General features: G+C 67.0%; 21 protein-coding genes. 14 read left to right on the top strand and 7 right to left on the bottom strand.

Annotated features, from left to right (window positions below):
- Positions 1 to 27: 27 nt before the first annotated feature.
- Positions 28 to 1,596: a phytoene desaturase family protein gene (locus NL2_RS07270; RefSeq protein ID WP_068073428.1), complete on the top strand. Its 1,569-nt coding sequence runs from the start codon at positions 28 to 30 to the stop codon at positions 1,594 to 1,596.
- Here NL2_RS07270 and NL2_RS07265 read toward each other — a convergent pair.
- On the bottom strand, positions 1,589 to 2,332 hold the full coding sequence (locus tag NL2_RS07265; protein WP_068073426.1) for a TetR/AcrR family transcriptional regulator: 744 nt from the start codon (positions 2,330 to 2,332) through the stop codon (positions 1,589 to 1,591). The genes NL2_RS07270 and NL2_RS07265 overlap by 8 nt on opposite strands.
- 71 nt (positions 2,333 to 2,403) lie before the next feature.
- Here NL2_RS07265 and NL2_RS07260 point away from each other — a divergent pair, with 71 nt between their 5' ends.
- The 3 genes from NL2_RS07260 (at position 2,404) to NL2_RS07250 (ending at position 5,687) form a co-directional block, all read left to right on the top strand.
- A complete protein-coding gene (locus NL2_RS07260) occupies positions 2,404 to 3,369 on the top strand; it encodes a Rieske (2Fe-2S) protein (RefSeq protein ID WP_068073424.1) in 966 nt (321 codons plus the stop codon).
- Positions 3,370 to 3,387: 18 nt separating this feature from the next.
- A complete protein-coding gene (locus NL2_RS07255; protein ID WP_068073422.1) occupies positions 3,388 to 4,473 on the top strand; it encodes an oxygenase in 1,086 nt (361 codons plus the stop codon).
- 158 nt (positions 4,474 to 4,631) lie between these two features.
- The gene (locus tag NL2_RS07250; RefSeq protein ID WP_068073420.1) at positions 4,632 to 5,687 is read left to right on the top strand and encodes an LLM class flavin-dependent oxidoreductase; all 1,056 of its coding nucleotides are present in this window, start codon (positions 4,632 to 4,634) and stop codon (positions 5,685 to 5,687) included.
- Between the two features lie 104 nt (positions 5,688 to 5,791).
- Here the strand turns inward: NL2_RS07250 and NL2_RS07245 are convergent, their stop codons facing one another.
- Positions 5,792 to 6,601 (bottom strand): SDR family oxidoreductase, encoded by an 810-nt coding sequence (locus NL2_RS07245; RefSeq protein ID WP_068073418.1) that lies wholly within the window; start codon positions 6,599 to 6,601, stop codon positions 5,792 to 5,794.
- A gap of 127 nt (positions 6,602 to 6,728) precedes the next feature.
- Here NL2_RS07245 and NL2_RS07240 point away from each other — a divergent pair, with 127 nt between their 5' ends.
- Positions 6,729 to 7,142, top strand: a complete 414-nt coding sequence (locus NL2_RS07240; protein ID WP_068073416.1) for a VOC family protein — start codon at positions 6,729 to 6,731, stop codon at positions 7,140 to 7,142.
- Positions 7,139 to 7,642, top strand: coding sequence for a nuclear transport factor 2 family protein (locus NL2_RS07235; protein ID WP_068073414.1), 504 nt, complete (start codon positions 7,139 to 7,141; stop codon positions 7,640 to 7,642). The genes NL2_RS07240 and NL2_RS07235 overlap by 4 nt, the downstream gene beginning before the upstream one ends.
- Positions 7,643 to 7,651: 9 nt before the next feature.
- Here NL2_RS07235 and fabI read toward each other — a convergent pair whose 3' ends face one another.
- The 3 genes from fabI to NL2_RS07220 are packed head-to-tail and all read right to left on the bottom strand — an operon-like array spanning position 7,652 to position 10,498.
- Positions 7,652 to 8,473: an enoyl-ACP reductase FabI gene (gene fabI / locus NL2_RS07230; RefSeq protein WP_068073412.1), complete on the bottom strand. Its 822-nt coding sequence runs from the start codon at positions 8,471 to 8,473 to the stop codon at positions 7,652 to 7,654.
- Positions 8,470 to 9,498: a YihY/virulence factor BrkB family protein gene (locus NL2_RS07225; protein ID WP_068073410.1), complete on the bottom strand. Its 1,029-nt coding sequence runs from the start codon at positions 9,496 to 9,498 to the stop codon at positions 8,470 to 8,472. Before NL2_RS07225 ends, fabI begins: the two co-directional genes overlap by 4 nt.
- Before the next feature lie 25 nt (positions 9,499 to 9,523).
- Entirely contained in the window at positions 9,524 to 10,498 is a 975-nt protein-coding gene (locus NL2_RS07220) for a DnaJ C-terminal domain-containing protein (protein WP_068073408.1), read from the bottom strand.
- A gap of 282 nt (positions 10,499 to 10,780) precedes the next feature.
- On the opposite strand from NL2_RS07220, the gene pdxH reads away from it, so the two are divergent.
- The 3 genes from pdxH to NL2_RS07205 are packed head-to-tail and all read left to right on the top strand — an operon-like array spanning position 10,781 to position 13,320.
- Complete coding sequence (gene pdxH, locus NL2_RS07215) at positions 10,781 to 11,422, top strand: pyridoxamine 5'-phosphate oxidase (RefSeq protein WP_068073406.1); 642 nt, start codon at positions 10,781 to 10,783, stop codon at positions 11,420 to 11,422.
- A gap of 9 nt (positions 11,423 to 11,431) precedes the next feature.
- Complete coding sequence (locus tag NL2_RS07210) at positions 11,432 to 12,490, top strand: cation diffusion facilitator family transporter (RefSeq protein WP_084355955.1); 1,059 nt, start codon at positions 11,432 to 11,434, stop codon at positions 12,488 to 12,490.
- 2 nt (positions 12,491 to 12,492) lie between these two features.
- Positions 12,493 to 13,320, top strand: coding sequence for a PhzF family phenazine biosynthesis protein (locus NL2_RS07205; RefSeq protein ID WP_068073405.1), 828 nt, complete (start codon positions 12,493 to 12,495; stop codon positions 13,318 to 13,320).
- Positions 13,321 to 13,369: 49 nt separating this feature from the next.
- Here NL2_RS07205 and NL2_RS07200 read toward each other — a convergent pair whose 3' ends face one another.
- Positions 13,370 to 14,494, bottom strand: coding sequence for a serine hydrolase domain-containing protein (locus tag NL2_RS07200; protein WP_157083082.1), 1,125 nt, complete (start codon positions 14,492 to 14,494; stop codon positions 13,370 to 13,372).
- A gap of 131 nt (positions 14,495 to 14,625) precedes the next feature.
- On the opposite strand from NL2_RS07200, the gene NL2_RS07195 reads away from it, so the two are divergent.
- Positions 14,626 to 14,916 (top strand): hypothetical protein, encoded by a 291-nt coding sequence (locus NL2_RS07195; protein ID WP_068073403.1) that lies wholly within the window; start codon positions 14,626 to 14,628, stop codon positions 14,914 to 14,916.
- Between the two features lie 134 nt (positions 14,917 to 15,050).
- Here the strand turns inward: NL2_RS07195 and mnmA are convergent, their stop codons facing one another.
- Positions 15,051 to 16,211, bottom strand: a complete 1,161-nt coding sequence (gene mnmA / locus NL2_RS07190; protein WP_068073401.1) for a tRNA 2-thiouridine(34) synthase MnmA — start codon at positions 16,209 to 16,211, stop codon at positions 15,051 to 15,053.
- A gap of 146 nt (positions 16,212 to 16,357) precedes the next feature.
- Between mnmA and NL2_RS21070 the strand changes: the two genes are divergently transcribed.
- The 4 genes from NL2_RS21070 (at position 16,358) to NL2_RS07175 (ending at position 21,835) form a co-directional block, all read left to right on the top strand.
- Positions 16,358 to 16,717, top strand: coding sequence for a hypothetical protein (locus NL2_RS21070; protein WP_157083081.1), 360 nt, complete (start codon positions 16,358 to 16,360; stop codon positions 16,715 to 16,717).
- On the top strand, positions 16,714 to 17,013 hold the full coding sequence (gene sciP / locus NL2_RS07185; RefSeq protein ID WP_068073399.1) for a CtrA inhibitor SciP: 300 nt from the start codon (positions 16,714 to 16,716) through the stop codon (positions 17,011 to 17,013). The genes NL2_RS21070 and sciP overlap by 4 nt, the downstream gene beginning before the upstream one ends.
- 394 nt (positions 17,014 to 17,407) lie before the next feature.
- On the top strand, positions 17,408 to 18,601 hold the full coding sequence (locus NL2_RS07180; RefSeq protein WP_068073397.1) for an efflux RND transporter periplasmic adaptor subunit: 1,194 nt from the start codon (positions 17,408 to 17,410) through the stop codon (positions 18,599 to 18,601).
- Positions 18,602 to 18,619: 18 nt separating this feature from the next.
- Entirely contained in the window at positions 18,620 to 21,835 is a 3,216-nt protein-coding gene (locus NL2_RS07175; protein WP_068073395.1) for an efflux RND transporter permease subunit, read from the top strand.
- Positions 21,836 to 21,858 lie beyond the last annotated feature (23 nt).

Raw genomic sequence — 21,858 nt, 5'->3', positions numbered from 1 at the left:
CGGCACCCGGCAACCGGAGGGCCTGAAGTGACCGAGGAAGCAGATGTCGTCGTCGTAGGCGCCGGGCACAACGGGATGGCCGCCGCAGGCTATCTGAGCCGCGCCGGCAAACGCGTGATCGTGGTCGAGCGGCTGGGCAAAGTCGGCGGCATGACCAGCGCGGGCTACATGATCCCCGAAGCGCCGAGCCATCTGGTCACGCCGTGCGCGGTCGAACTGCTGTTCGTGCGCGGCAGCGGGCTGATCGAGGAGCTCGAGCTTGAAAAGCACGGGCTGCGCTGGGTCGATCCCGATCCGACGTACGCCTATCTCGATCCGTCGGGCGCCAGCGTGTGCCTGTTCCGCGATCCCAAGCGGACGGCGGAGGACATGGGCCGCCTCAACCCGCAGGACGGCAAGAACTATCTCAAGTTCCTTGAACTGCTCAACGCGCTGATGGACATCGGCTTTCCGATCATGAAGTCGGAACCGGGCCGCCCCGATCTCAAAAACGCGAGCAAACTGGTCGGCAGCCTGGTGCGCAACGCCAAGCTGAAGAACGAACTGCAGATCCTCGCCGCCGGCACCGCCGACCAGATCGCCTGCGAATGGTTCGAGCATCCCGCGAACATCGCGCTGATGACCAACACCGCCGCGGGCGCGGGGCCGGTCGACGACGATGGCAACGGCGCGGCCTACATGATCCTGGCGGCGCTGCACCGGCTGGGCACGGGCAAGCCGATCGGCAGTCTGCAGAGCTTTGCCAACGCCATGGCCGCCAGCATCGAGGCGTCGGGCGCGAAGATTATGCTCAACGCGCCGGTCGCCGAAATCCTGATCGACGATGGCGCGGCGCGCGGCGTGCGGCTGGAAGACGGCCGCGTGATCAAGGCCAAGGCGGTCATCGCCAGTTGCGATCCGCGCACCGCCTTTGCCATGACCACGCCCGGCAAGGTCGAGCGGCGCCTGCTCGAACGGATCAAGCATGCCCCGGCCAACCGATCGAACGCCGCGCCGTTCCTCGCCAACCTCGCGCTGTCCAAGCCGCTGACGCTCAAGCGCCATCAGGACATGCGCCACGACGGAGCCGATCTGAACAAGGCGGTCGGCTACATCGGCACGCCCGAACAGGTGCGCGAAGCGTTCGCGGCGGCGCGGCGCGGCGATATTCCCAAGGAAAACGCGGTCTCGGTCACCCCGCTGTCGAACACCGATCCGTCGCAGGCGCCGGCAGGCGGCGGGCTGGCGTACATCTACGTGCCGGGCATGGCGGTCGATGCGCGCGAAGGGTGGAGCCAGGAGATCAAGGACCGGACGATGCGCGACCTGATCGCGCAGATGTCGGAATTCTATGACGGCCTCGATGCCGAAGTCGGCCGCTTCGTGGAAACCGCGCGCGATCGCGAACAGCGACTGAACGCCACCAACGGCTGCGTCACCCACATCGATTTCGGGTCGCTGCGGTCGGGCCAGAACCGCCCGGCGACCGGGTTCGGCGGGCCCAAGCCGGCGGTGCCGGGGCTCTACATCGGCGGCGCAGGCGCGCATCCGGGTGGCGGCATTTCGGGCCTGCCGGGCAAGATCGCCGCCAAGCGCATCCTGCGCACGCTCAAGTAACGGGGATCGCGTCCGCCTGACGATCGGGGACAGCCATGGACGAGGCCGGGCCGAGCAGTCCGGCCAGCAGCGTATCGGCAAATTGGCCGACGCGCTGCGGAATGGCCTCGGGATCGGCCTCTTCGCCCACGCCCAGCGCTTCGAGCATCGGGGTCGAGGCGAAATAGAACCCTACCCCCTGCACGAGCATGGCCATGAACGCGGACGATGAAATGCCGCGCATCGGCCGGATCGCCAGCACCTCGCCGAACAGCGCGTCGAGGCTGTGCTTGAACGGCTGGATGTACAGCGCGACGAGGTAGTCCAGCCGCCACGTGCTGCGCCGGCCCTCGGCGTGGCTGATGCTGATGAAGCTGGGGTTTTCCGCCGCCCATCCGCAAAACCGGTGCACCAGCAGCCGCAGCCGGCTTTCCGGATCGAGATCGGTGCGGTCGAACACCGAAAACACCGGGGCGCCGAACCGCGCGACGCGCCAGTCCACCGCGCGCCGCCACAGGTCCGCCTTCGATCCGAAACGCACGTTGAGCAGGTTGTGGCTGACGCCCAGCCGCTTGGCCAGTTCGCGCACCGTGGTGCCTTCATAGCCGAATTCGGCAAAGCTTTCGAAGGCGAGGTGCAGCACGCGTTCTTCGGGCACCGCGCTCGCCGCGTCGGCCGGCGGGCGCCCGCGCCGACGGCTGTTGGGCGCCGGGGCAGATGCCGGAGTCTTGGTCGGGGCAGGGTCGCTCGCAGCCATGGAGCGATTGTTGACATTTAAATTGGCGTGTGTCAATTTGAACGCCTGATGTGGAGAGTGGTGCCGAAGATATGGCGAGTCCCTGGTGGAAAGTTGCGCGTAGCGAGGAAGTGACCTCGGCCAAGCCGCTGGCGGTCGATATCGGCGATCAGCCGGTGGTGCTGTGGCGCGACGCGCAAGGCATTGCCCGCGCGCTGGAAGATCGCTGCCCGCATCGTCGCGCCCCGCTGTCTCGCGGTTGCATTCGCGACAACGGCTGGATCCAGTGCGGCTATCACGGCTGGAGCTATGATGGCGAGACCGGCCGCCTCAAAGACATTCCGAACATGAAGGACGAGCAGAAGTTTCCGCCGGTCTACAAGGCCGCCGCGTATGCCGTGGCCGAAAGCGGTGGCTTCGTCTCGGTCAACCTCGACCAGAAGACCTCCGCACCCGCACCCGTTGCCGAACAGACGTTCCCGCTGGGCGGCACCACGGTTGTCGGCCTGAGCCAAGGCGAGTGGATCGATGCGCTGTTCGACGATCCGGGTCTGGTCCTGAACATCCGCGGCGTTCAGCCCACGCCGTACCTGATGTCGGAACTGCGCGAGGAAGACGGCCTGCTGGTGATGGAGCGCTTTTGCCAGTGGGGCAAACTGCACTACCCCTCGTACGCCACCGCCGAGTTTCCCATCACGCTGATCACCCGCACCCGCCCCGATACCGGCGAGACCGAGGTGGTGCTGCGCGACGACAGCTTCCGCACCCTGCTGACCGCCCAGCTTGCCCCGGTGCAGGCCGCGCGCGGCGTCACCCAGGTTCGCTGGCGCGCTAAGCTTGGCGATGAACTCAAGGGCCGTCACGCGCTGGCGCTGCGCCGCAAGGGATCGTTCGAAGTGCGCGATGCGGTCGATGCTGCGGCGTTGCGCGTGCTCATCCGGTCGGCATCGCATCACGGACAACAGCTGCGCGACAAGTTGCTTTCAGCGCCCGCTGTTTCTGGCCCATCAGTTTCGGAACCATCCGTTCCGGCCCCAACCATTTCGGCAGCAGCCTGATTTTTGCAGGAGATTCCCATGCTTGAAGTCGCCGACCGCCCCGCTTCGACCGATACCGATCACCACGACGCGCCGTCGGCTCCGCCGCGCGATCTCAAGCCGTCGATGAACGCCGTGAACAACTGGGTGCCGCATGACCTGGTGATGCGCGATTCGTGGTTCCCGCTCGCCCACGATCATGCCGTGGGCAAGAAGCCGGTGCGCCGCGCGGTCTATTCGCATCCGTTCTATATCTGGCGCGAAGACGGCAAGGCGGTCGCTTCGGAATTCCACCCGCTGGAAATCGTCACGCGCGACAAAAGCCCGTTCACCGACGCGCGCGGTCGCTATCCGGTGATGGAGCACTACGGCCTGATCTGGGGCTGGTTCGGCCGTCCCGAAGCCGCCGATCCGGCGCACCTGCCCAGCCTGCCGTTCCTGCCCCCCAAGGGCGGGTTGCCCAAGCACATGACGGCCACCATCCGCTTCGATTGCTCGGCGCCGATCAGCCTGGAAAACCTGATCGACCTGACCCACGCCGATTTCCTCCATGCCGACGTGGTGGGCGATGAACGGTCCGACAGCGAACAGGTCGAAGTGTTCTACGACAGCGAAACGATCACGATGGTGCGCACGCTGGTCAACAAGTCGGTCGCGCCGATCATGAAGTTCTTCAGCGGCATCCGCCAGCCGACGCAGAACGTTCGCCAGGTCATCCGCATCTACCTGCGCTCGCACTGCGCGATCGCCTATGGCCGCTTTTCGCCGGGCGACGATGTGCCGCTGTTCCACCCGTGCACGCCCGAATCGCGCGATCGCACGCGGATGGAAATGGTGATGAACACCTCGAACGCGGGCCGCATGTTCCGCCACGTGATGCCAAAGGCGGGGTACAAGGTCTCGCGCCAGGACAGCTCGATGACCAACCCGCAAAGCCCGCGCTACATGGATCTGACCCCGCGCAAGGATCTGCATTCGCGGTTCGACCAGGCGGGCCAGCGCTATCGCCTGCTGATGATGGAACTGGCGAACCGCCAGGACGCGGGCGATTTCGATTATCGCGACAATGTCGGCACCGATTGCAGCGACATCATCGGGCTGCGCAAGGAACTGTTCCAGTTCTGACCTGACTGGCGCTTCGTTGCCCGGGCGTCGCTCCTGAACCGAGCGGCGCCCGGACACCGGCCCGAACTCACCTTATCCGAAAAAAGCGACGGGCGGCGATCCTGCACCATGGTGCAGGCGGATCGCAGGCACCGTTTCCAGCGAGAGGCCGAACCCAGATGTCCAAGACCAACGCCGTCGGCGGGCCGCGCCGCTTCTGGGGCACCATGCCCGTGCTGCCCGCCGCACAGCTGACCGAAACCTCGCGCCAGATGGAGGCGCTGGGTTTCGAAGGCGTGTTCGTGCTGCAGATCTACGGCCCGCCGTTCGTGCCGCTGGCCGCCACCGCTACGGTTACCGAAACGCTGAAGCTGGGCACCGGCATCGCCATTGCCGGCACCCGCAGCCCGGTCGAAACCGCATTCGCCGCGATGGATGTCGACCGGATCAGCGGCGGCCGCTTCGTGCTCGGCCTTGGCAGCAGCATCCCCTCGGCGGTCGAGGGCATGTACGGCATGCCCAAGGCCAAGCCGCTGGGCCACTTGCGCGAAACGGTCGACGTGGTGCGCTACATCATCGCCAACGCGCACAAAGGCCTCGATCCCTACGACGGCGAGTACTTCAAGGCCGACTTTGCGGAAATGATGATCACCGCACCGCCGGTGCGCGAACGCATCCCGATCTGGATCGCCGCGCTGCAGGAAAAGATGACCGATCTCGCCATCGAGATCGGCGATGGCCTGATGGTTCACGCGCTGTGGTCGGCCGAATATACCTCCAAAGTGCAGAAGCCGGTGATCGAGGCCGCGCTGGCCAAACATGGCCGCAAGCGCGAGGATATCGAGATCAACGCCTGGCCGTGGATCGCGATCAACCCGGACAAGCAGCAGGCGATCGACGATGCCCGCGCCACGGTCGCCGCCTATTCCGGCTACAAGCAGTACGAACCGTTCTTCGAAAAGCAGGGCTTCGGCGATCAGGCGCGCGCCTGCCAGCTGGCGCTGGGCGATCACGGCGATGTCTCGTCGGTCGCGCACAACGTGACCGACGAAATGGTGCTGGCGTTCTGCGCGTGCGGGTCGGTCGAGGAAGTTCTCGCGCAGATCGAACCCTATTGGGATGTGGTCGATTCGCTCGCGCCGATGACCCCCTACCGCGACCTGTCGATGGACAAGCTGATGTATTACTACGGCGGGCTGTTCCAGCTGGTGGCCGCGGCGAAGGCGCAGGGTTAAGGGGCAATAGTCTGCTCCCCCGCGAAAGCGGGGGCCCGGGCAAGCAAGCGAAACCGGCCTGAGGCCCCCGCCTTCGCGGGGGAGCAGGGGGGCACCGCATCACCTCAGTAATAGATCTCCATGCGTCCGCCATCGACCAGCATGTACTGGCCGGTGATGTAGCTGGCGCGGGCCGAGCACAGGTAGGCGCACAGGCTGGCGACTTCGTCGGGCTTGCCGAAGCGCTTCATCGGGATGCGATCGATCAGCCCTTCCATGAACTGCTCATAGGTCTGGTTGACCGCCTTGGCGCATTCGCGGAAGAACGCCTCGTATTGCGCGCCGGTGTCGATGAAACCGGGGGGCACGGTGTTCACGGTGATGCCGTGTTCGGCCAGCTCGTCGGCCAGGCTGCGGCTGAGGCCGAGCGCGGACGGGCGCAGCGTGTTGGCCAGGACATAGTCGAAGCCCAGCGTCGCGCGCCGCCCCGGCAGGCGGCCATGCCCCGATCCCACGGTGACGATGCGGCCCCACTGGCGCGCTTTCATCGCCGGGGTCACCGCGCGCGCGAAGTGGGCGAACGCCTTGACCACATTGTCGAACGTGGTCTGGAAATCCTCGTCGGCCATCGCGTCGAACCGACCGGATGGCGGCCCCACCGGTGAAAAGATCGCAATGTCGGGCGCGTCGAACAGCGCGGTCGCTTCGGCGACCATGCGCGGATAGCTGTCGAGCTGGGTCAGGTCGGCGCTGACCCCGCCTGCCGTTCCGCCCTCGGCGCGGATCGCGGCGATCGTCTCGTCGATCCCGGCCTGCCCGCGCGCGACCACCACCACCCGGCAGCCGTTGCGCCCCAGCTCCTCGGCGATGGCGCGGCCGATGCCGTGCGTGCCGCCGGTGACCAGCGCGGTTTTCCCTGCGATTCCCAGATCCATGTCACTCTCCCGTGATGTCCTGCGCGGCAAGGGGCGTGCAATGCCGGTGGGTCGCACCTGCCAACGGTCAGGCGCGGGGTGGCAGGGGGGCGGTCACATTCCCCGGCACAACGGAAGGGATGCCACGATGCAGCTCGATCATATCAATATCCGCACGGCGAAGCTCGATGCGTCGATCGCGTTCTATGGCGAGGTGCTGGGTCTGCGGATGGAGCCGCCGCCGATGTGCGCGGATATGCGCGCCGCTGCGTGGGGCCGTGATTCGGCAGGGCAGGCGGTGGTCCATCTGGTCGCGGCCGAGCACGAGATCGAAAGCGGCGGTCCGGTGCGCGGCGCGGCGCAGCGCGGCATGATCGACCATTTCGCGCTGCGTTGCGACGACCGGGCGAGCCATATCGCGCGGCTGGAACGGGCGGGGCTGGCGTTCGAACAGACCGAGGTTCCCGCCATCGGCCTGCAGCTGGTGTTCGTGCGCGACCCCAACGGGATACTGGTCGAACTCGGCTTTGCCCTGCCGGCGCTTGCGGAGAACCCGGCATGAGCGCGCCTGACCAAACCGCTGACAAGCTGGCGATTGCCGAGCAGCTGGCCAACTATGCCCGGGCGATGGACCGGATCGACCGCGATATGGGCTATGGCGTGTGGCATCCCGACGGCACCGCGCGCTACGGCGCGATGTTCGAAGGGACGGGGCGCGAATTCATCGACTGGGTCTGCGGCACGCACAGCCAGATGATCGCGCACATGCACCGCATCACCAACATCCTGGTCGTGCTCGATGGCGACCGCGCGGCGAGCGAGGCCTACGTCAACGCCGTGCTGCGCTTCGAACAGGATGGCGTGCTGCGGCAGGGCAACGTCCATGGCCGCTACCTCGATCGCTGGTCGCGCCGGGACGGCCGCTGGGCGATCGATCACCGCGAGTACGTGCAGGACATCGACGAGATCGTGACCGCCGGGCCGCCGCTGGTCGGCGCATTCGGCGGCCGGCGCGACCGCGATGATCCGTCGTATGCGGTGTTTGCGGGCGTGACGCCTTAGGTCACCGGCTCACACCAGCGAGATGTCCGGCGCGTCTTCCTGTTTCATGCCGATCACGTTGTAACCGGCGTCGACATGGTGGATCTCGCCGGTCACGCCCGAGGCGAGGTCGGACAGCAGGTAGAGCCCGGCGCCGCCGACATCCTCGATCGTGACGTTGCGGCGCAGCGGCGAATTCAGCTCGTTCCACTTCAGGATGTAGCGGAAATCGCCGATCCCGCTGGCGGCCAGCGTCTTGATCGGGCCGGCCGAGATCGCGTTGACGCGGACGTTGGCGGGGCCAAGATCGTTGGCGAGGTACTTCACGCTGGTTTCCAGCGCGGCTTTGGCCACGCCCATCACGTTGTAGTGCGGGATGACCTTTTCGGCGCCGTAATAGCTCAGCGTCAGGATCGCGCCGCCGCCGGTGCCGTCTTCGTTGAGCGGCATCATCGCCGCCGCCCGCTGCGTCACCGCGACCAGGCTGTAGGCCGAAATGTTCATCGTCATCAGGAAGTTGGCGAGGCTGGTGTCGAGGTACTTGCCGCGCAGTTCCGCCTTGTCGGAAAAGCCGATGGCGTGGACCACGAAGTCGATCGTGTCCCAGCGCGCCTTCAACGTCGCGAACGCGGTGTCGAGCGCGGCCATGTCGGACACGTCGCATTCGATCAGGAAATCGCTGCCCAGACTCTCGGCCAGCGGGCGCACGCGTTTTTCCAGCGCCTCACCCTGAAACGAAAAGGCCAGTTCGGCACCGTGTTCGGCCAGCTTGCGGGCGATGCCCCATGCCAGCGACTTGTCATTGGCCAGGCCCATGATCAGGCCCCGCTTACCCTGCATCAGACCGCTCATGCGTTACCTGTTCCATTCTCCCTGCCGCGCGCATCGCGCGCGCGGTTGTCTGCCTGGCCGAGCATGTCGCGTTCCTCGGGCGATTCCGCAAGGGCGGCGTTGAGCTCTGCGCCTACCACCATCCCTAGGCCGACCAGCCAGAAAAAGAAAAGCGCGATCATCACCCCGGCCAGGCTGCCATAGGTCAGGTCATAGTTGAACAGGCGCCGCAGCAGCACCGGCAGCGTTCCGGTCACCGCCATCCACCATGCGCTGACCAGCAGCGCGCCGGGCCATTTGGGGTAGACGCGCTTGCGATAGACCCCCGGCGTCAGCGACAGAAACAGCAGGTACAGCGACATATACAGCACCACCGCCGGGATGAACCGCGACAACGCCAGGCTGCCGATCGCGGCGGCGAACTGCGGCATCCACTGCTCGATCACCTGCTGCGCCGCGCCGATCGCCACCTGCACCCCGATGCTGACCAGCAGCAGCACCATCGCCACCAAGATCACCGCGGTCGAGGCCAGGCGGTAGCGCCAGTAGCCGTGTTCCCAGTTGGTGCCGTAGGCGCGGCGCAGGATGTCGCGGATCGTCTCGATCAGGCTGCCCACGGTCCACAGGCCGACCAGCCCGCCGGCCCACAGCAGCCAGCCGGTGCGCGCCTGGATCACCGATCGCGCCACCGGGCCGATCGAGGCCGCGACCACCGGCGGCAGCGCCAGCAGCACCGCGTTGATCGCGGCGGCCCGCTGCGAGGTTTCGCCGACCAGCGAAAACAGCGCCGCGCCGACGATGAAGAACGGGAACAGCGCGATCAGCACCATGTAGGCAAGGTTGCCGGCGTGGATGAAGCCGTCGTTGATCGTGCCGGTCCACACCCGCTTGACCACTTCGAAAAAGCGGCTGCCGGGGCCCAGATGGCGCATCCCGTGCTGCTGCAGCCCGGCGCGCCAGCGCAACGCCTCCTTGCGCCGCGCCTCTGGCGAAAGATCGGGCGCCGAAATCAGCGGGCGCGCACCCGGAGGCAGCGAATCGGTCATGCTTGTCGGGAAATTTCCCGAACCGTCACACGCCGAACCGCGCGCGCAGCGGGCGTTCATCGCGCCAGCCTTCGAGCCGCTGGGTCAGGTCTGCGTCGGCGGGCGGCAGATCGACCTGCAGGGTCACCAGCTGGTCGCCGCGGGTGCCGTCCTTGCGGCTGAACCCGCGTTCCTTCAGGCGCAGCGTCTTGCCGCCCGAACTGCCCGGCGCCACGGTGAGCATCACCGCGCCTTCGACCGTGGGCACCCGGACCTTGGCGCCGTTGATCGCCTCGTCGAGCGAGATCGGCAGGTCGATGCGGATGTTGTCGCCGTCGCGCACGAAGAACGGGTGGCTGCCGACCTCGATCGAGACGATCGCATCGCCCGCGCCGCCGGGGCCCTGCTCGCCCTTGCCGGGCAGGCGCATCTGCGTGCCGCTGTCGACGCCGGCGGGCAGCTTGAGGTCGATGGTCTTGCCGTCGGACAGGGTGATGCGCTGCGTCTCGCGCTTGGCCGCATCGACGAACGCGACCTGCAGGCGATATTGCACGTTGGCGCCGCGCGGAGGCGGTCCGCGCCGGCCGCCACCCATGCCGCCGCCGGGACCGGCACCGCCGCCCATACCGCCGCGCCCGCCGAACAGGCCTTCGAAAATGTCGCCGATGTCGATGCCCTCGGCACCGCCACCCATGCCGCCGCCGCCGAAGCCCTCGAACCCGCCGTCGTGGCGATGGCCACGCTGGGCTCCGCTGCCGCCGAAACCGCCGCCGCCGCCCATGCCGAACGGCATGGCGGGGTTGCCGTCGCCGTCGATCTCGCCGCGATCGAACTTGGCGCGCTTGTCCTTGTCGGTCAGCAGGTCATAGGCGCTCGTCACCACCGAAAAGCGCTCGGTCGCCTTCGGGTTGTCCTTGTTCCGGTCGGGATGAAGCTCCTTGGCCAGCTTGCGATAGGCGGACTTGATGTCCTTCTCGCTTGCGCTGCGGGCTACGCCAAGGGTCGCATAAGGATCTGCCATGGGGCATAGCTAGGGTTCGCAAGGCCTCGCCGCAAGCGGCGCGTGCCGCTGTCGAGCCAAACGAGGCTGGCATGCCGGACCGGGCCGGTCGATCGGGCGGTGCCCGTCGCATGCCGGACTTTCCTACTTCGCTGCACTGCGGTAGGCCGGGAACATGCACCGCTCGATACGATTTCATCGGCATCTCCTCGCCGCCCTGCCGGGCACTGTTCGCACGCCGAGCGGGGGAGGCGGGCGTGGCGCAGGGTGTGTCAACTTCGTAAACTTCATCAGGAAAACGCGGTGAAAGCTGAACAGGATCGGGACGCGATTCCCCACGACGATCCCTATGCGATTTTCGAAGCGTGGTTCGCCGCCGCCCGCGAATCGGAATTGAACGATGCCAACGCGATGGCATTGGCCACCGCGACGCCAGAAGGCGTGCCGTCGTGCCGGATGGTGCTGCTGAAAGGGCATGGCGCACACCTAGGTGCCGATCGCGCATCTGGCGGCGGGTTCGTGTTCTACACCAACTTCCACAGCCGCAAGGGCGGGGAGCTGGCCGCCAACCCCCACGTCGCGCTGCTGTTCCACTGGAAGTCGCTGCGTCGGCAAGTGCGCATCGAAGGCCCGATTACCGAGGTTACCCCGGCTGAGGCCGACGCCTATTTCGCCAGCCGCAACCGCGAATCGCAACTGGGTTCGGCCGCGTCCGACCAGTCGCGCCCGCTGGCCGTGCGCGGCGACTATCTCGACCGGGTGGAGGCCTTGCGCGCCGCGCTCGACGGCGCGCCGGTGCCGCGCCCGCCGCACTGGTCGGGCTATCGCGTCACGCCGTCGGCGATCGAATTCTGGCAGGACCGCGACCACCGCCTGCACGAACGCCGCCGCTTCGTGCGCTCCGGCCCGGACCAGCCCTGGTCCAGCACGCTGCTGTATCCCTGAGGATCGACGATGAGCGAAACCGCAAACCTCTCTACGGCGCTGCCTCCCGCCGCGCTCCCCACGGCCGGCCACGGCAACCTCAATCGCCGCGCCGCCTATGCCAGCATCAGCGTGGCGTTGATGCTGGTGGTGTTCAAGCTGTGGGCGGTGATCTCGACCGGGTCGACCGCGATGCTCGGCAGCCTGGCCGATACCGTGCTCGATCTCGTCGCCAGCATGGCCACGCTGCTCGGCGTGTGGATCGGCGGGATGCCCGACGATCACAACCACCGGTTCGGCCACGGCAAGGCCGAAGCGCTGGCGGCGATGTTCCAGGTCATGCTGATCTCGTTCTCGGCGCTGGGCATCGCCTGGCGCGCAATCGGGCAGCTGATCGCGGGTGGGCATACCGAAGCAGCGGGCGACGGCATCGCGGTTTCGGCGATCGCCATGGTCGCCACGTTCGGCCTGCTGGCCTACCAGCGCCACGTCATCGCCAGGACCAATTCGGTCGCGATCCGCACCGACAACGTCCACTACCAGTCGGACCTGCTCCTCAACCTTGCGGTGATCGTGGCGCTGCTGCTCGACCAGTACGCCGGGCTGACCGGCGCCGACGCCGGGTTCGCGCTGCTGATCGCGGGTTGGCTCGGCTGGGGCGCGTGGAATGCGTCGCAGGAGGCGGTCGAACAGCTGATGGATCAGGAATGGCCGCTCGAAAAGCGCGAGCGGTTCCTTGAGGTGGTGCGCCAGCATCCCGAGCTGATCGGGCTGCACGACTTGCGCACGCGCACCAGCGGCAACCGCGATTTCGTGCAGTTCCACGTCTGGGTCGATGGCCGCATGACCGTGACCGAGGCGCACCGCGTGATGGACGAGGTCGAGGCCAAGCTGATGCGCGAGTTTCCCGGCGTGGAAGTGCTGATCCATCCCGATCCCGAAGGCCATGTCGACGAACTGGGGGTCAGCGCGCAGGACTTGCTCGCCCCCGAAGCCGATCTGGTGGCGATCCTGTCGCCCGATGAGCCGGAGGTGCCCGCCACCACGCCGATTGCACCCGGTGCCCCGCAACAAGAGAATGCCGCCTGACCATGTCGCACGCCAAACCCGTCCCGTACGTTCACGTCGATGCGTTCACCGCCACCCCGCTCAAGGGCAACCAGGCGGCGGTGATGCTGCTCGACAGCTGGCCCGACGATGCGCTGTTGCAGGCGATCGGCGCGGAAAACCTGTTTGCCGAAACCGCGTTCCTCGTGCCCGACGCCAGCGGCGCGGCGGCTTACGAACTGCGCTGGTTCACCCCCGAACTCGAAGTGCGGCTGTGCGGCCACGCCACGCTCGCCTCGGGCCACGTGCTGCTGCAGCGCGATGCGGGGCTGGACCGGGTGACGTTCCGGACGAGGAAAGCCGGGGTGCTCGAAGTCAGGCGAGATGGCGCGAACGGCTATGCCGTGGGCTTGCCCGCCATCCCGACCCAGCCCGGCGCGTGGGATGCCGTGATCCCGCTGCTCGGCACAGCGACACCGGGCGAAGTGTGGCAGAGCCCGGATCGCTACAACATCCTGCTTTACGCCGATGCCGCCGAAGTCGCAGCGCTGGCGCCCGACATGAAGGCGCTGAAAGCGTTGGGCGACCACCAGTTCATCTGCACCGCGCCGGGTGCGGGCCACCCCGGCGGTGCCGATGTGGTCAGCCGCGTGTTCGTGCCCGGCGGCGGGGTCGATGAGGATGCGGCGACCGGATCGGCGCACGCCGCGCTCACCCCGTTCTGGACCGCGCGGCTGGGGCGCGATCGCTTCACCGCGCATCAGGCCTCGGCCCGCGGCGCGGATTTCACCTGCCGGCTCGACGGCGACCGCGCGTGGCTCGGCGGCCATTGCGTGACGGTGGTGGAGGGCACGTTCCTGATGCCGGGGTAATGCGCCGATAAAAGGCGTCGTCCCGGGTCGGGCCCGGGACGACCTCAGGTCAGCTTGCGGGAAACTGCGCCACGATCTCGGCCAGGTGGTGGACCACGGCGGGCATCTGCGGTTCCTGCGTCTTGCCCAGCCGCACCACCACCAGCTTTTGTTTGGGCGAGACCAGCACGTACTGGCCGAGGTGGCCGACGCAGGCGAACAGGCTGGCCGGGCCCTGATCGGGAAACAGCGCGGCGGGTTCGTTGCCCGACGGCTTGCGGTTGAGCCAGATCTGCGCGCCGTATTCGGGCTGGCGCGGCGATGGCGCGGTCATGAATTCGATCCACGCCCGGGGGATGATCTGCGCGCCCGCCACCGCGCCTTCGTTGCGCAGAAATTCGCCGAATTTCGCCCAGTCGCGCGCCCGGCCATGGATCAGGCTGCCACCGATCAGCGTGCCCGAGGCATCGAATTCGGGCAGCATGGATTTCATGCCCACCGGTTCGAACAACCGGGTGCGCAAGTATTCCGACACCGCGCGGCGGCGCGTTTCGGCATCGCCATCGGGCGCCAGCGCGCGCGCCGCCAGATCGGCCAGGATCACGCTGGTCGCGGTCGAATACTTCCACTTGGCGCCCGGCTCGACCTCGAGCGGCTGGTTCTCGGCATAGCGCGCCATATCTCCGCGTCCGTCGAGGAACAGCATCCGCACTTCGTCCGAGGTGTAGATCGGATCGCCGTTTTCGACATGGCGCAGGCCCGATCGCATCTGCAGCAGCTGGCGCAAGGTGATCTCGCCGCGCGGATCGCCGGGGCGCTGCCACGCCGCGACCGGCGCGGGCTGGTTCAGCCGCAACCGCCCGTCGGACACCAGCAGCCCGATCATCACGCCGGTGATCGACTTGGCCATCGACCAGCTGACGAAGCGCGTGTTCTCATGGTAGCCAGCCGCATAACGTTCGGCGACGATGCGTCCGCCCAGCATCACCACCACCGCGCGCGTTTCCGCCGCCGCCGGATCGGTGAACAGTGCATCGACGCTGCGCGCCAGCACGTCACGGTCGACGCCGGGATTTTCGACCACGGCGGCCATCGCCGCCTGGTCCAGGGGGGGCGCCACGGGCGCGGTTGCCTTGCCGCAGCCGATAAGCGCTGGCAGCATCAGCAGTGGCAGGATACAGGAGCGCCGGACCATAAGGTCTGCCCTTTCCTCCAGATCACCCGGCCATGGCAACCGCAAACACAACCAAACCCTCTGGCAAATCCCCCGGGACATCGTTCTCAAGCTCAACCGGCAAGCCGCGCCGCCGCCGCTGGCCGTGGCTCGTGGCGGCGCTGGTCGTGGTCGGCGCGCTGCTGGCGTTCTTCTGGCGGCCGCTCAACGGCTATGCTCAGACCGGCGCGTCGTATGGTGCGCGCGTTGCCTGTTCGTGCCGCTTTGTCGGCGGGCGATCGCTGGGCGACTGCAAGAAGGATTTCGAGCCGGGCATGGGGATGGTCACGCTGAGCGAGGATGTTCCCGCCAAAAGCGTGACCGCGCGCTTCCCGCTGCTGGCCAAACAGACCGCCACCTACCGCGAAGGCTGGGGCTGCGTGCTGGAAGACTGGAAGGATTAACGCGGGCCGGTGCCGCGCAGGGCACATTGGCCGATGAATCTGCATGAGTTTGCCTCCCCGCGAAGGCAAGGACCGCAGGGTTTCGGGTACGAGCGAACTGTCCACCCCCTTGAGACCCCCGCCTTCGCGGGGGATCAAAGGCCTTGCGTGCTCTCGATCCAGCCGCCGCCGATCACCCGGTCGCCGGCATACAGCACCGCCGCCTGGCCCGGTGCGACGCCGAACTCGGGCGTTGCGAAGCGGATGGTGACCGCCGCGCCGTCGCCGATCGCGCCATCGAGCGTGACAGGAACCGGCTTGGCCAGCGAGCGGACCTTGGCGGTCAGCGGCACGGCGGGATCGAACGCGCCGATGCGGTTGGTCTCGACGATCCGCGCCGCCGTGACCGCCAGCAGCGCCTTGGGTCCGACCAGCACGCGGCGACCGGGCGCATCGAGCGCGGTGACGTACAGCGGCTCGGGCTGCCCGCCGATCTCGAGCCCGCGCCGCTGGCCGACAGTATAGTGGATGATGCCGCGATGCGTGCCCAGCACCGCTCCGCTTACTGCATCGACGATATTGCCGGGCGCGTCCGCTTCCGGACGGACGCTGCGCACCACTTTGGCATAGTCGCCATCGGGCACGAAACAGATGTCCTGGCTGTCGGGCTTGGCCGCCACGGCCAGGCCCAGGTCCTGCGCGATCCGGCGCACGGCGGGCTTGGGCAGGCCGCCCAGCGGAAACCGCAGGAAATCGAGCTGCGCCTCGGTCGTGCCGTAAAGGAAATAGCTCTGGTCGCGTGCCGGATCGGCTGCGCGCCACAGTTCGGGGCCAGCCGTCCCGGCGACGCGGCGGACGTAGTGCCCGGTGGCGAGGCAATCGGCCCCCAGCTCGCGCGCCATCGCGAACAGGTCGGTGAACTTGGGCCCCATGTTGCAGCGGATGCACGGGATCGGGGTGCGCCCGGCGAGGTATTCGTCGGCAAACGTTTCGACCACCTCTTCGCGAAAGCGCGATTCATGGTCGAACACATAGTGCGCGATACCCAGCCGGTCGGCGACGCTGCGCGCATCGCGGATGTCGTCGCCCGCGCAGCACGCGCCCTTGCGCCCGGTCGCGGCACCGTGATCGTACAACTGCAAGGTCATGCCGATCACTTCGGCCCCGCTGGCAGCCGCCAGGCCTGCGACCACCGAACTGTCCACCCCGCCCGACATGGCGACCACGATCCGCCGTCCCGCCATCGCCCCGTCGAACTGGAACAGCGCGGCTGGATCGTCGACCAGCGGGTCCGGCAAGGTTGAAAGCAAAGGCATTTACGGGCCCATAGGCGTTTCTGTCGCCAAATGGCAGGCGCAAAAGGCAATGCGTGCGCTCGCACCCGGATTCACTTAACCTCCAATAAGATTGGGTAAATCGCGGCTTTACGGTCCCTTAGCTCCCCCGCTGCTAAAGCCGCCGCATGGAAATGGGATTCACCGAATATGACTCGCGCCTTTCCGGCGAGTCGGCGCAAGATCTCCGGCCGTTCGGCTGGAGCGAGCTTTGCGCGCGGCTCGTCGCAGCGCAGGATCTGCGCCGCCTGATCGCGATCGACGCGACGGGCCACACCAACACAACCGGACGACGCCCGCGGCGCCAGCCCGGACAGGCCAGTTTTCACCGAAACACCGCACGGCTGATCGCAATGCGACAACAGGCTGACCGGTTCGTTAACCCAAAGTCTTCAACGAATGGCAAAGCCGATGCATGCATAGCCGTCTCAAGGCAGTTGCATGCCGACCCATCAGCCAGTGCCGAGCTGTTTCGAGAAGTACCATGATCGAAAACCAGAAAATCAAACCGGCTCAGGTCATCGGCCCCCTGGGGGAACCGCTGACCGTCGACAGCCTGCCGGCTCCTTCCACCACGCGGTGGGTGGTGCGGCGCAAGGCTGAAGTCGTGGCAGCCGTCAACGGCGGCCTGCTCACGATCGACGAAGTGTGCGAACGCTACAGCCTCACGCTCGAGGAATTCGCCTCGTGGCAACGCGCGGTCGATCGTTCGGGCATGCAGGGTTTGCGCGTGACGCGGATCCAGCACTACCGCGATCTTTACGAGCGCCAGCTCAAGTACTGATTGTACCGGGGCATCACGCAGCGGGGCGATTCGTCCCGGCGCGATACCCGATCCGACCATTGAGGCTCTTTGAACCGGCCTCCATCAACGGGCGGCCGCTCCCATCCCGGGGGCGGCCGTTCGGCTGTCATGGTCGATTTGGCGCCTGGTGTGTCGCCGCCGCCACTGGTTTCAGCTGAAATGGCCCCAAAAGCGCCAACGCCACCATTTCGGCCATTCCCGTTCATCGAGCGACGATTGCGCCTCGTCGTTTCGCGGTCTATTGCCGGACGATAATGCGTCAGATCAAGGCGCGCGGGCCGCTTGCAGGGGGTGGCTTATGGGGGTAATACACCGCTGCCAACAGCGGCAGGCCCCGATTTCAGGCCGCCCGGGATAAAGGCACGTGAGCGACATGAATTACGAGACGAGCATCGACGCCGGCGGACCAGCCTCGCTTGAGCCTTTCGACAGCTATGTCGAGGGCGGCGCACCGCGTTCGCGGCGCAGGTGGATCATCGCTGTCGTCATCGTGGCGATCCTGATCGGCGCATGGTTTGCCTACCGGCACAACGTCGCTGCGGGCGCTGCGGACCAGAACAAGGGCGCGCAGGCGCAAACCGTCAGCGTGATCGCGCCGGGCCGGACCACGGTCGATGCGGCGATCACGTCGTCGGGCACGCTTGCCGCGCGGCGCGAACTGCCGGTCGGCATCGCCGGCGAGGGCGGACAGGTTGCCGCCGTGCTGGTCGATGCCGGCAGCTGGGTGCGCCAGGGCCAGGTGCTCGCGGTGATCGACCGTTCGGTGCAGGCGCAGCAGGCGGTCAGCGATGCCGCCAGCATCGAAGTCGCCGCCGCCGATGCGCGCATCGCGCAGGCCAATCTCGATCGCGGGCTGAAGCTGGTCGATCGCGGCTTCATCTCCAAGTCCGATGTCGACAAGCTTACTGCCACGCGCGATTCGGCCAATGCGCGGGTGCGGCTGGCGCGCGCCAGCCTGGGCGCCACCAACGCGCGCAACGCGCGGCTCAACATCGTCGCGCCCGCCGCAGGCCTCGTGCTGGAACGCAAGGTCGAACCCGGCCAGGTCGTGGGCGCGGGCAGCGGCGTGCTGTTCCGCATCGCGCGCGACGGCGAAATGGAAATGCAGGCGCATGTCTCCGAAGCCGATCTGGCCAAGCTGGCGGTCGGCATTTCCGCCAGCGTGACCCCGGTGGGCACCACCACGGCGTTTCCGGGCCAGATCTGGCAGCTTTCGCCGGTGATCGATCCCATCTCGCGCGAAGGCATCGCGCGCGTCGCGCTGCCCTATAACGCGGCGCTGCGTCCGGGCGGCTTCGCCAGTGCCGCGATCAAGTCCGGTGTGGTGAACGCGCCGCTGCTGCCGCAATCGGCGATCCTGAGCGACGAAAAGGGCCAGTACGTGTTCGTCGTCGGCGGCAACAACAAAGTCGCGCGGCGTGCGGTCAAGACCGGTGACGTCACCGAACAAGGCATCGTGGTGATGGAAGGCCTGTCGGGCAACGAACGCGTGGTGCTGCGTGCGGGCGGGTTCCTCAATGCCGGTGACGTCGTGATTCCGGTCGCGACCAAGCCGACCGCCGGCTGATCGCGAGAGGCCGGGCCCATGAACTTCCGCAACATCTCCGCGTGGTCGATCCGCAATCCGGTGGTGCCGCTGGTCCTGTTCATCGGCCTGACGCTGGCCGGGCTGGTTTCGTTCATGGGCATGAAGGTCCAGTCACAGCCCGACATCGAGTTCCCGATGGTCATCGTTACCATCTCGGAGCCCGGTGCCGCGCCGACCGAGATCGAGAACCAGATCACCCAGCGCATCGAATCGGGCGTCCGCTCGATCGCCGGGGTCGATACGATCACGTCGACCGCGTCGGAGGGCAACAGCCAGACGCTGGTGATGTTCAAGATCGGCACCGACATTAATTCGGCGGTGAACGAGGTCAAGAACGCGGTCGACCAGGTCCGCGGCGATCTTCCCGACGGCATCCTCGAGCCGCAGGTGATCAAGGCGGAGACGTCGTCCGATCCGATCGGCTACTTCGCGGTGACCGCCAACGACATGACGATCGAGCAGATGTCATGGTTCATCGACGATACCGTGGCCAAGCGGCTGCTGGCGATCCCCGGCATGGCCGAAGTCCACCGCTCGGGCGGTGTGGACCGCGAGATTGCGGTCACGCTCGATCCGGCGCGGATGCAGGCGCTCGGCGTCACCGCCAGCCAGGTCAACGCCACGCTGCGCTCGGTCAACATCAATGCGGCGGGCGGACGCGCCGAAGTTGCCGGATCGCGCCAGGCGGTCCGCGTGCTGGGCAACGCGCGCAACGCCTACGATCTGTCGCAGACCGACATCGCGCTGACCGGTGGACGCACGGTCAAGCTCGCCGATGTCGCCGATGTCAGTGATTCCTATGGCGAACTGACCTCGATCGCCAAGTTCAACGGCAAGCCCGTGGTGGCCTTCAGCATCGCCCGCGCACGCGGCGAATCCGATGTCAGCGTCTACGACACCGCGATCAAGGAAATGAACGCGCTGGCCAAGGAACAGGGCGGCAGGGTCGCCTTCCATCCGCTGTTCAACCGCGTCGACGAGACCAAGGCCCAGTATGAATCGTCGATGTCGGCGATGGTCGAAGGCGCGGTGCTTGCGGTCATCGTGGTGTTCTTCTTCCTGCGCGACTGGCGCGCCACGATGGTCTCGGCCATCGCCATCCCGCTGTCGTCGATCCCCACGTTCTGGGTGATGAACCTGATGGGGTTCACGCTCAACACGATGTCGCTGCTCGCGCTCGGGCTGGTCGCAGGTGTGCTGGTCGACGATGCGATCGTGGAGATCGAGAACATCGTGCGCCACATGCGCATGGGCAAAAGCGCCTACCAGGCCTCGATCGACGCCGCCGACGAGATCGGGCTGGCGGTGGTCGCCACGACGTTCTCGATCGTCGCGGTGTTCCTGCCGGTGGGCCTGATGCCGGGCGTATCGGGCCAGTTCTTCAAGAACTTCGGGCTGACCGTGGTGGTCGCGGTGCTGTTCAGCCTGGCCGTGGCACGCATGATCACGCCGATGATCGCGGCCTATTTCCTCAAGGCCAAGGGCCACGCCGAACATGGCGAAGGCCCGATGATGGACCGCTACATGCGTGTGCTGCGCTGGTCGCTCGATACCGCGTCGGCGTGGGCCTATCGTGCGCGCGTGGCCGATCCTCGCGGCCGGCTGTCACTCCGCCAGCGGCTGGCCGCGCGGCTGCGCGACCATCGCCTGTGGATGCTGGGCATCGGCTTGCTGGCCCTGATGCTGACGGTGGTGATGACCATGGTCATCCCGCAACAGTTCTTCCCCGATGAAGACAGCGACTTCGTTTCGGTCAACATCGAACTGGTGCCCGGAACAACGCTGCAGCAGAGCGAGAAGATCGTCGATCAGGTGTACGAGGTCATCGCCGCTCAGCCCGAAGTTGCCGTGGCGTTCGAGCGCGTGCGCGAAACCAGCGACAACATCTACATCAACCTGAAAAAGGACCGGGCCCGCACCAGCATCGAATTCGTGCGCCAGCTGACCCCGGTGCTGCAGCGTATTCCCGACGCGCGCGTGACGTTCCAGGACAACAACGGCGGCGGTCCTGGCGGCGGTTCGGGCCGGCCGATCAGCGTGATGCTGTCGGGCTCCGATCCGGCCAAGCTGCAGTCCACCGCGCAGACGCTGATCGAACAGATGGGGTCGCTCAAGACGCTGGTGGCCCCGCGCATCAGCGCCGACATGCGCCGCCCGGAACTGGTCATCACCCCGCGCACCGATCTGGCGGCCTCGCTGGGGGTGACCACGCAGGCGCTCAGCCAGACGATCCGCATCGCCACGCAGGGCGAGATCGACCAGAACAGCGCCAAGTTCTCGCTGTCGAACCGCCAGGTGCCGATCCGGGTGAAGCTGCCGGTCGATTCGCGCCGTGACCTGACCACGATCGCCAACTTGCCCGTGCCGATCGCCAGCGGCGGGTCGGTCCCGCTCTCGCGTGTGGCCGACATCGGCTTCGGTTCGGGCCCGACCACGATCCAGCGTTACAACCAGAGCCGCCGCATCTTCGTCGGCGCCGATCTCGCCTCGGGCGTGGCCAAGGGTACGGCCGACGCGCAGATCAAGGCGCTGCCGATCATGAAGGCGCTGCCCGATGGCGTGTCCAACGCGCCCGCCGGGCAGGATCGCTTCCAGCAGGAAATGCTGGTCAACTTCGCCATCGCGCTGGCGGCGGGCGTGATGCTGGTGTTCTCGGTGCTGGTGCTGCTGTACCGCCGCCTGATCTCGCCGCTGGTCAACATGGGCTCGCTGTTCCTCGCGCCGCTGGGCGGGTTGCTGCTGCTGGGCGTGGCCGGCCAGCCGATGTCGATGCCGGTGTTCATCGGCATGCTGATGCTGTTCGGCATCGTCGCCAAGAACTCGATCCTGCTGATCGATTTCGCGATCGAGGAAATGGGCACAGGCCGCGACAAGCTCGAATCGATCACCGATGCCGGGCACAAGCGCGCACAGCCCATCGTGATGACCACGGTGGCGATGATCGCGGGCATGATCCCCACTGCGGTCTCGATCGGCACCAACAGCGGCTGGCGCGCGCCGATGGGCACGGTGGTGATCGGCGGTCTGGCGCTGTCGACCATGCTCACGCTGCTGATCGTGCCCGCCGGGTTCAGCTTGGCCGACGGCCTTGAAAAGCGGCTCGGCCCGTGGCTCGGGCGCAAGGTGCTCAACTACGATCCGCGGCTGTCGACGGCGGAAGAAGCCGGGCGCGTTACGGAACCCATGCCGGGTGAGGCCGTTCCCGCCGAGTGAGCGATACTGCACCCGGCCCTGTG

The organism is Novosphingobium lentum NBRC 107847 (assembly GCF_001590965.1).
GTDB classification, from domain to species: Bacteria; Pseudomonadota; Alphaproteobacteria; order Sphingomonadales; family Sphingomonadaceae; genus Novosphingobium; species Novosphingobium lentum.
This window is presented reverse-complemented; position numbering and strand designations above follow the sequence as displayed.

Excerpts from the sequence above, each read along its gene's own strand:
- NL2_RS07265 (WP_068073426.1), bottom strand. The coding sequence starts at position 2,332 with ATGGCTGCGAGCGACCCTGCCCCGACCAAGACTCCGGCATCTGCCCCG.
- NL2_RS07260 (WP_068073424.1), top strand. The coding sequence starts at position 2,404 with ATGGCGAGTCCCTGGTGGAAAGTTGCGCGTAGCGAGGAAGTGACCTCG.
- NL2_RS07255 (WP_068073422.1), top strand. The coding sequence starts at position 3,388 with ATGCTTGAAGTCGCCGACCGCCCCGCTTCGACCGATACCGATCACCAC.
- NL2_RS07250 (WP_068073420.1), top strand. The coding sequence starts at position 4,632 with ATGTCCAAGACCAACGCCGTCGGCGGGCCGCGCCGCTTCTGGGGCACC.
- NL2_RS07245 (WP_068073418.1), bottom strand. The coding sequence starts at position 6,601 with ATGGATCTGGGAATCGCAGGGAAAACCGCGCTGGTCACCGGCGGCACG.
- NL2_RS07240 (WP_068073416.1), top strand. The coding sequence starts at position 6,729 with ATGCAGCTCGATCATATCAATATCCGCACGGCGAAGCTCGATGCGTCG.
- NL2_RS07235 (WP_068073414.1), top strand. The coding sequence starts at position 7,139 with ATGAGCGCGCCTGACCAAACCGCTGACAAGCTGGCGATTGCCGAGCAG.
- fabI (WP_068073412.1), bottom strand. The coding sequence starts at position 8,473 with ATGAGCGGTCTGATGCAGGGTAAGCGGGGCCTGATCATGGGCCTGGCC.
- NL2_RS07225 (WP_068073410.1), bottom strand. The coding sequence starts at position 9,498 with ATGACCGATTCGCTGCCTCCGGGTGCGCGCCCGCTGATTTCGGCGCCC.
- NL2_RS07220 (WP_068073408.1), bottom strand. The coding sequence starts at position 10,498 with ATGGCAGATCCTTATGCGACCCTTGGCGTAGCCCGCAGCGCAAGCGAG.
- NL2_RS07210 (WP_084355955.1), top strand. The coding sequence starts at position 11,432 with ATGAGCGAAACCGCAAACCTCTCTACGGCGCTGCCTCCCGCCGCGCTC.
- NL2_RS07205 (WP_068073405.1), top strand. The coding sequence starts at position 12,493 with ATGTCGCACGCCAAACCCGTCCCGTACGTTCACGTCGATGCGTTCACC.
- NL2_RS07200 (WP_157083082.1), bottom strand. The coding sequence starts at position 14,494 with ATGGTCCGGCGCTCCTGTATCCTGCCACTGCTGATGCTGCCAGCGCTT.
- mnmA (WP_068073401.1), bottom strand. The coding sequence starts at position 16,211 with ATGCCTTTGCTTTCAACCTTGCCGGACCCGCTGGTCGACGATCCAGCC.
- NL2_RS21070 (WP_157083081.1), top strand. The coding sequence starts at position 16,358 with ATGGAAATGGGATTCACCGAATATGACTCGCGCCTTTCCGGCGAGTCG.
- sciP (WP_068073399.1), top strand. The coding sequence starts at position 16,714 with ATGATCGAAAACCAGAAAATCAAACCGGCTCAGGTCATCGGCCCCCTG.
- NL2_RS07180 (WP_068073397.1), top strand. The coding sequence starts at position 17,408 with ATGAATTACGAGACGAGCATCGACGCCGGCGGACCAGCCTCGCTTGAG.
- NL2_RS07175 (WP_068073395.1), top strand. The coding sequence starts at position 18,620 with ATGAACTTCCGCAACATCTCCGCGTGGTCGATCCGCAATCCGGTGGTG.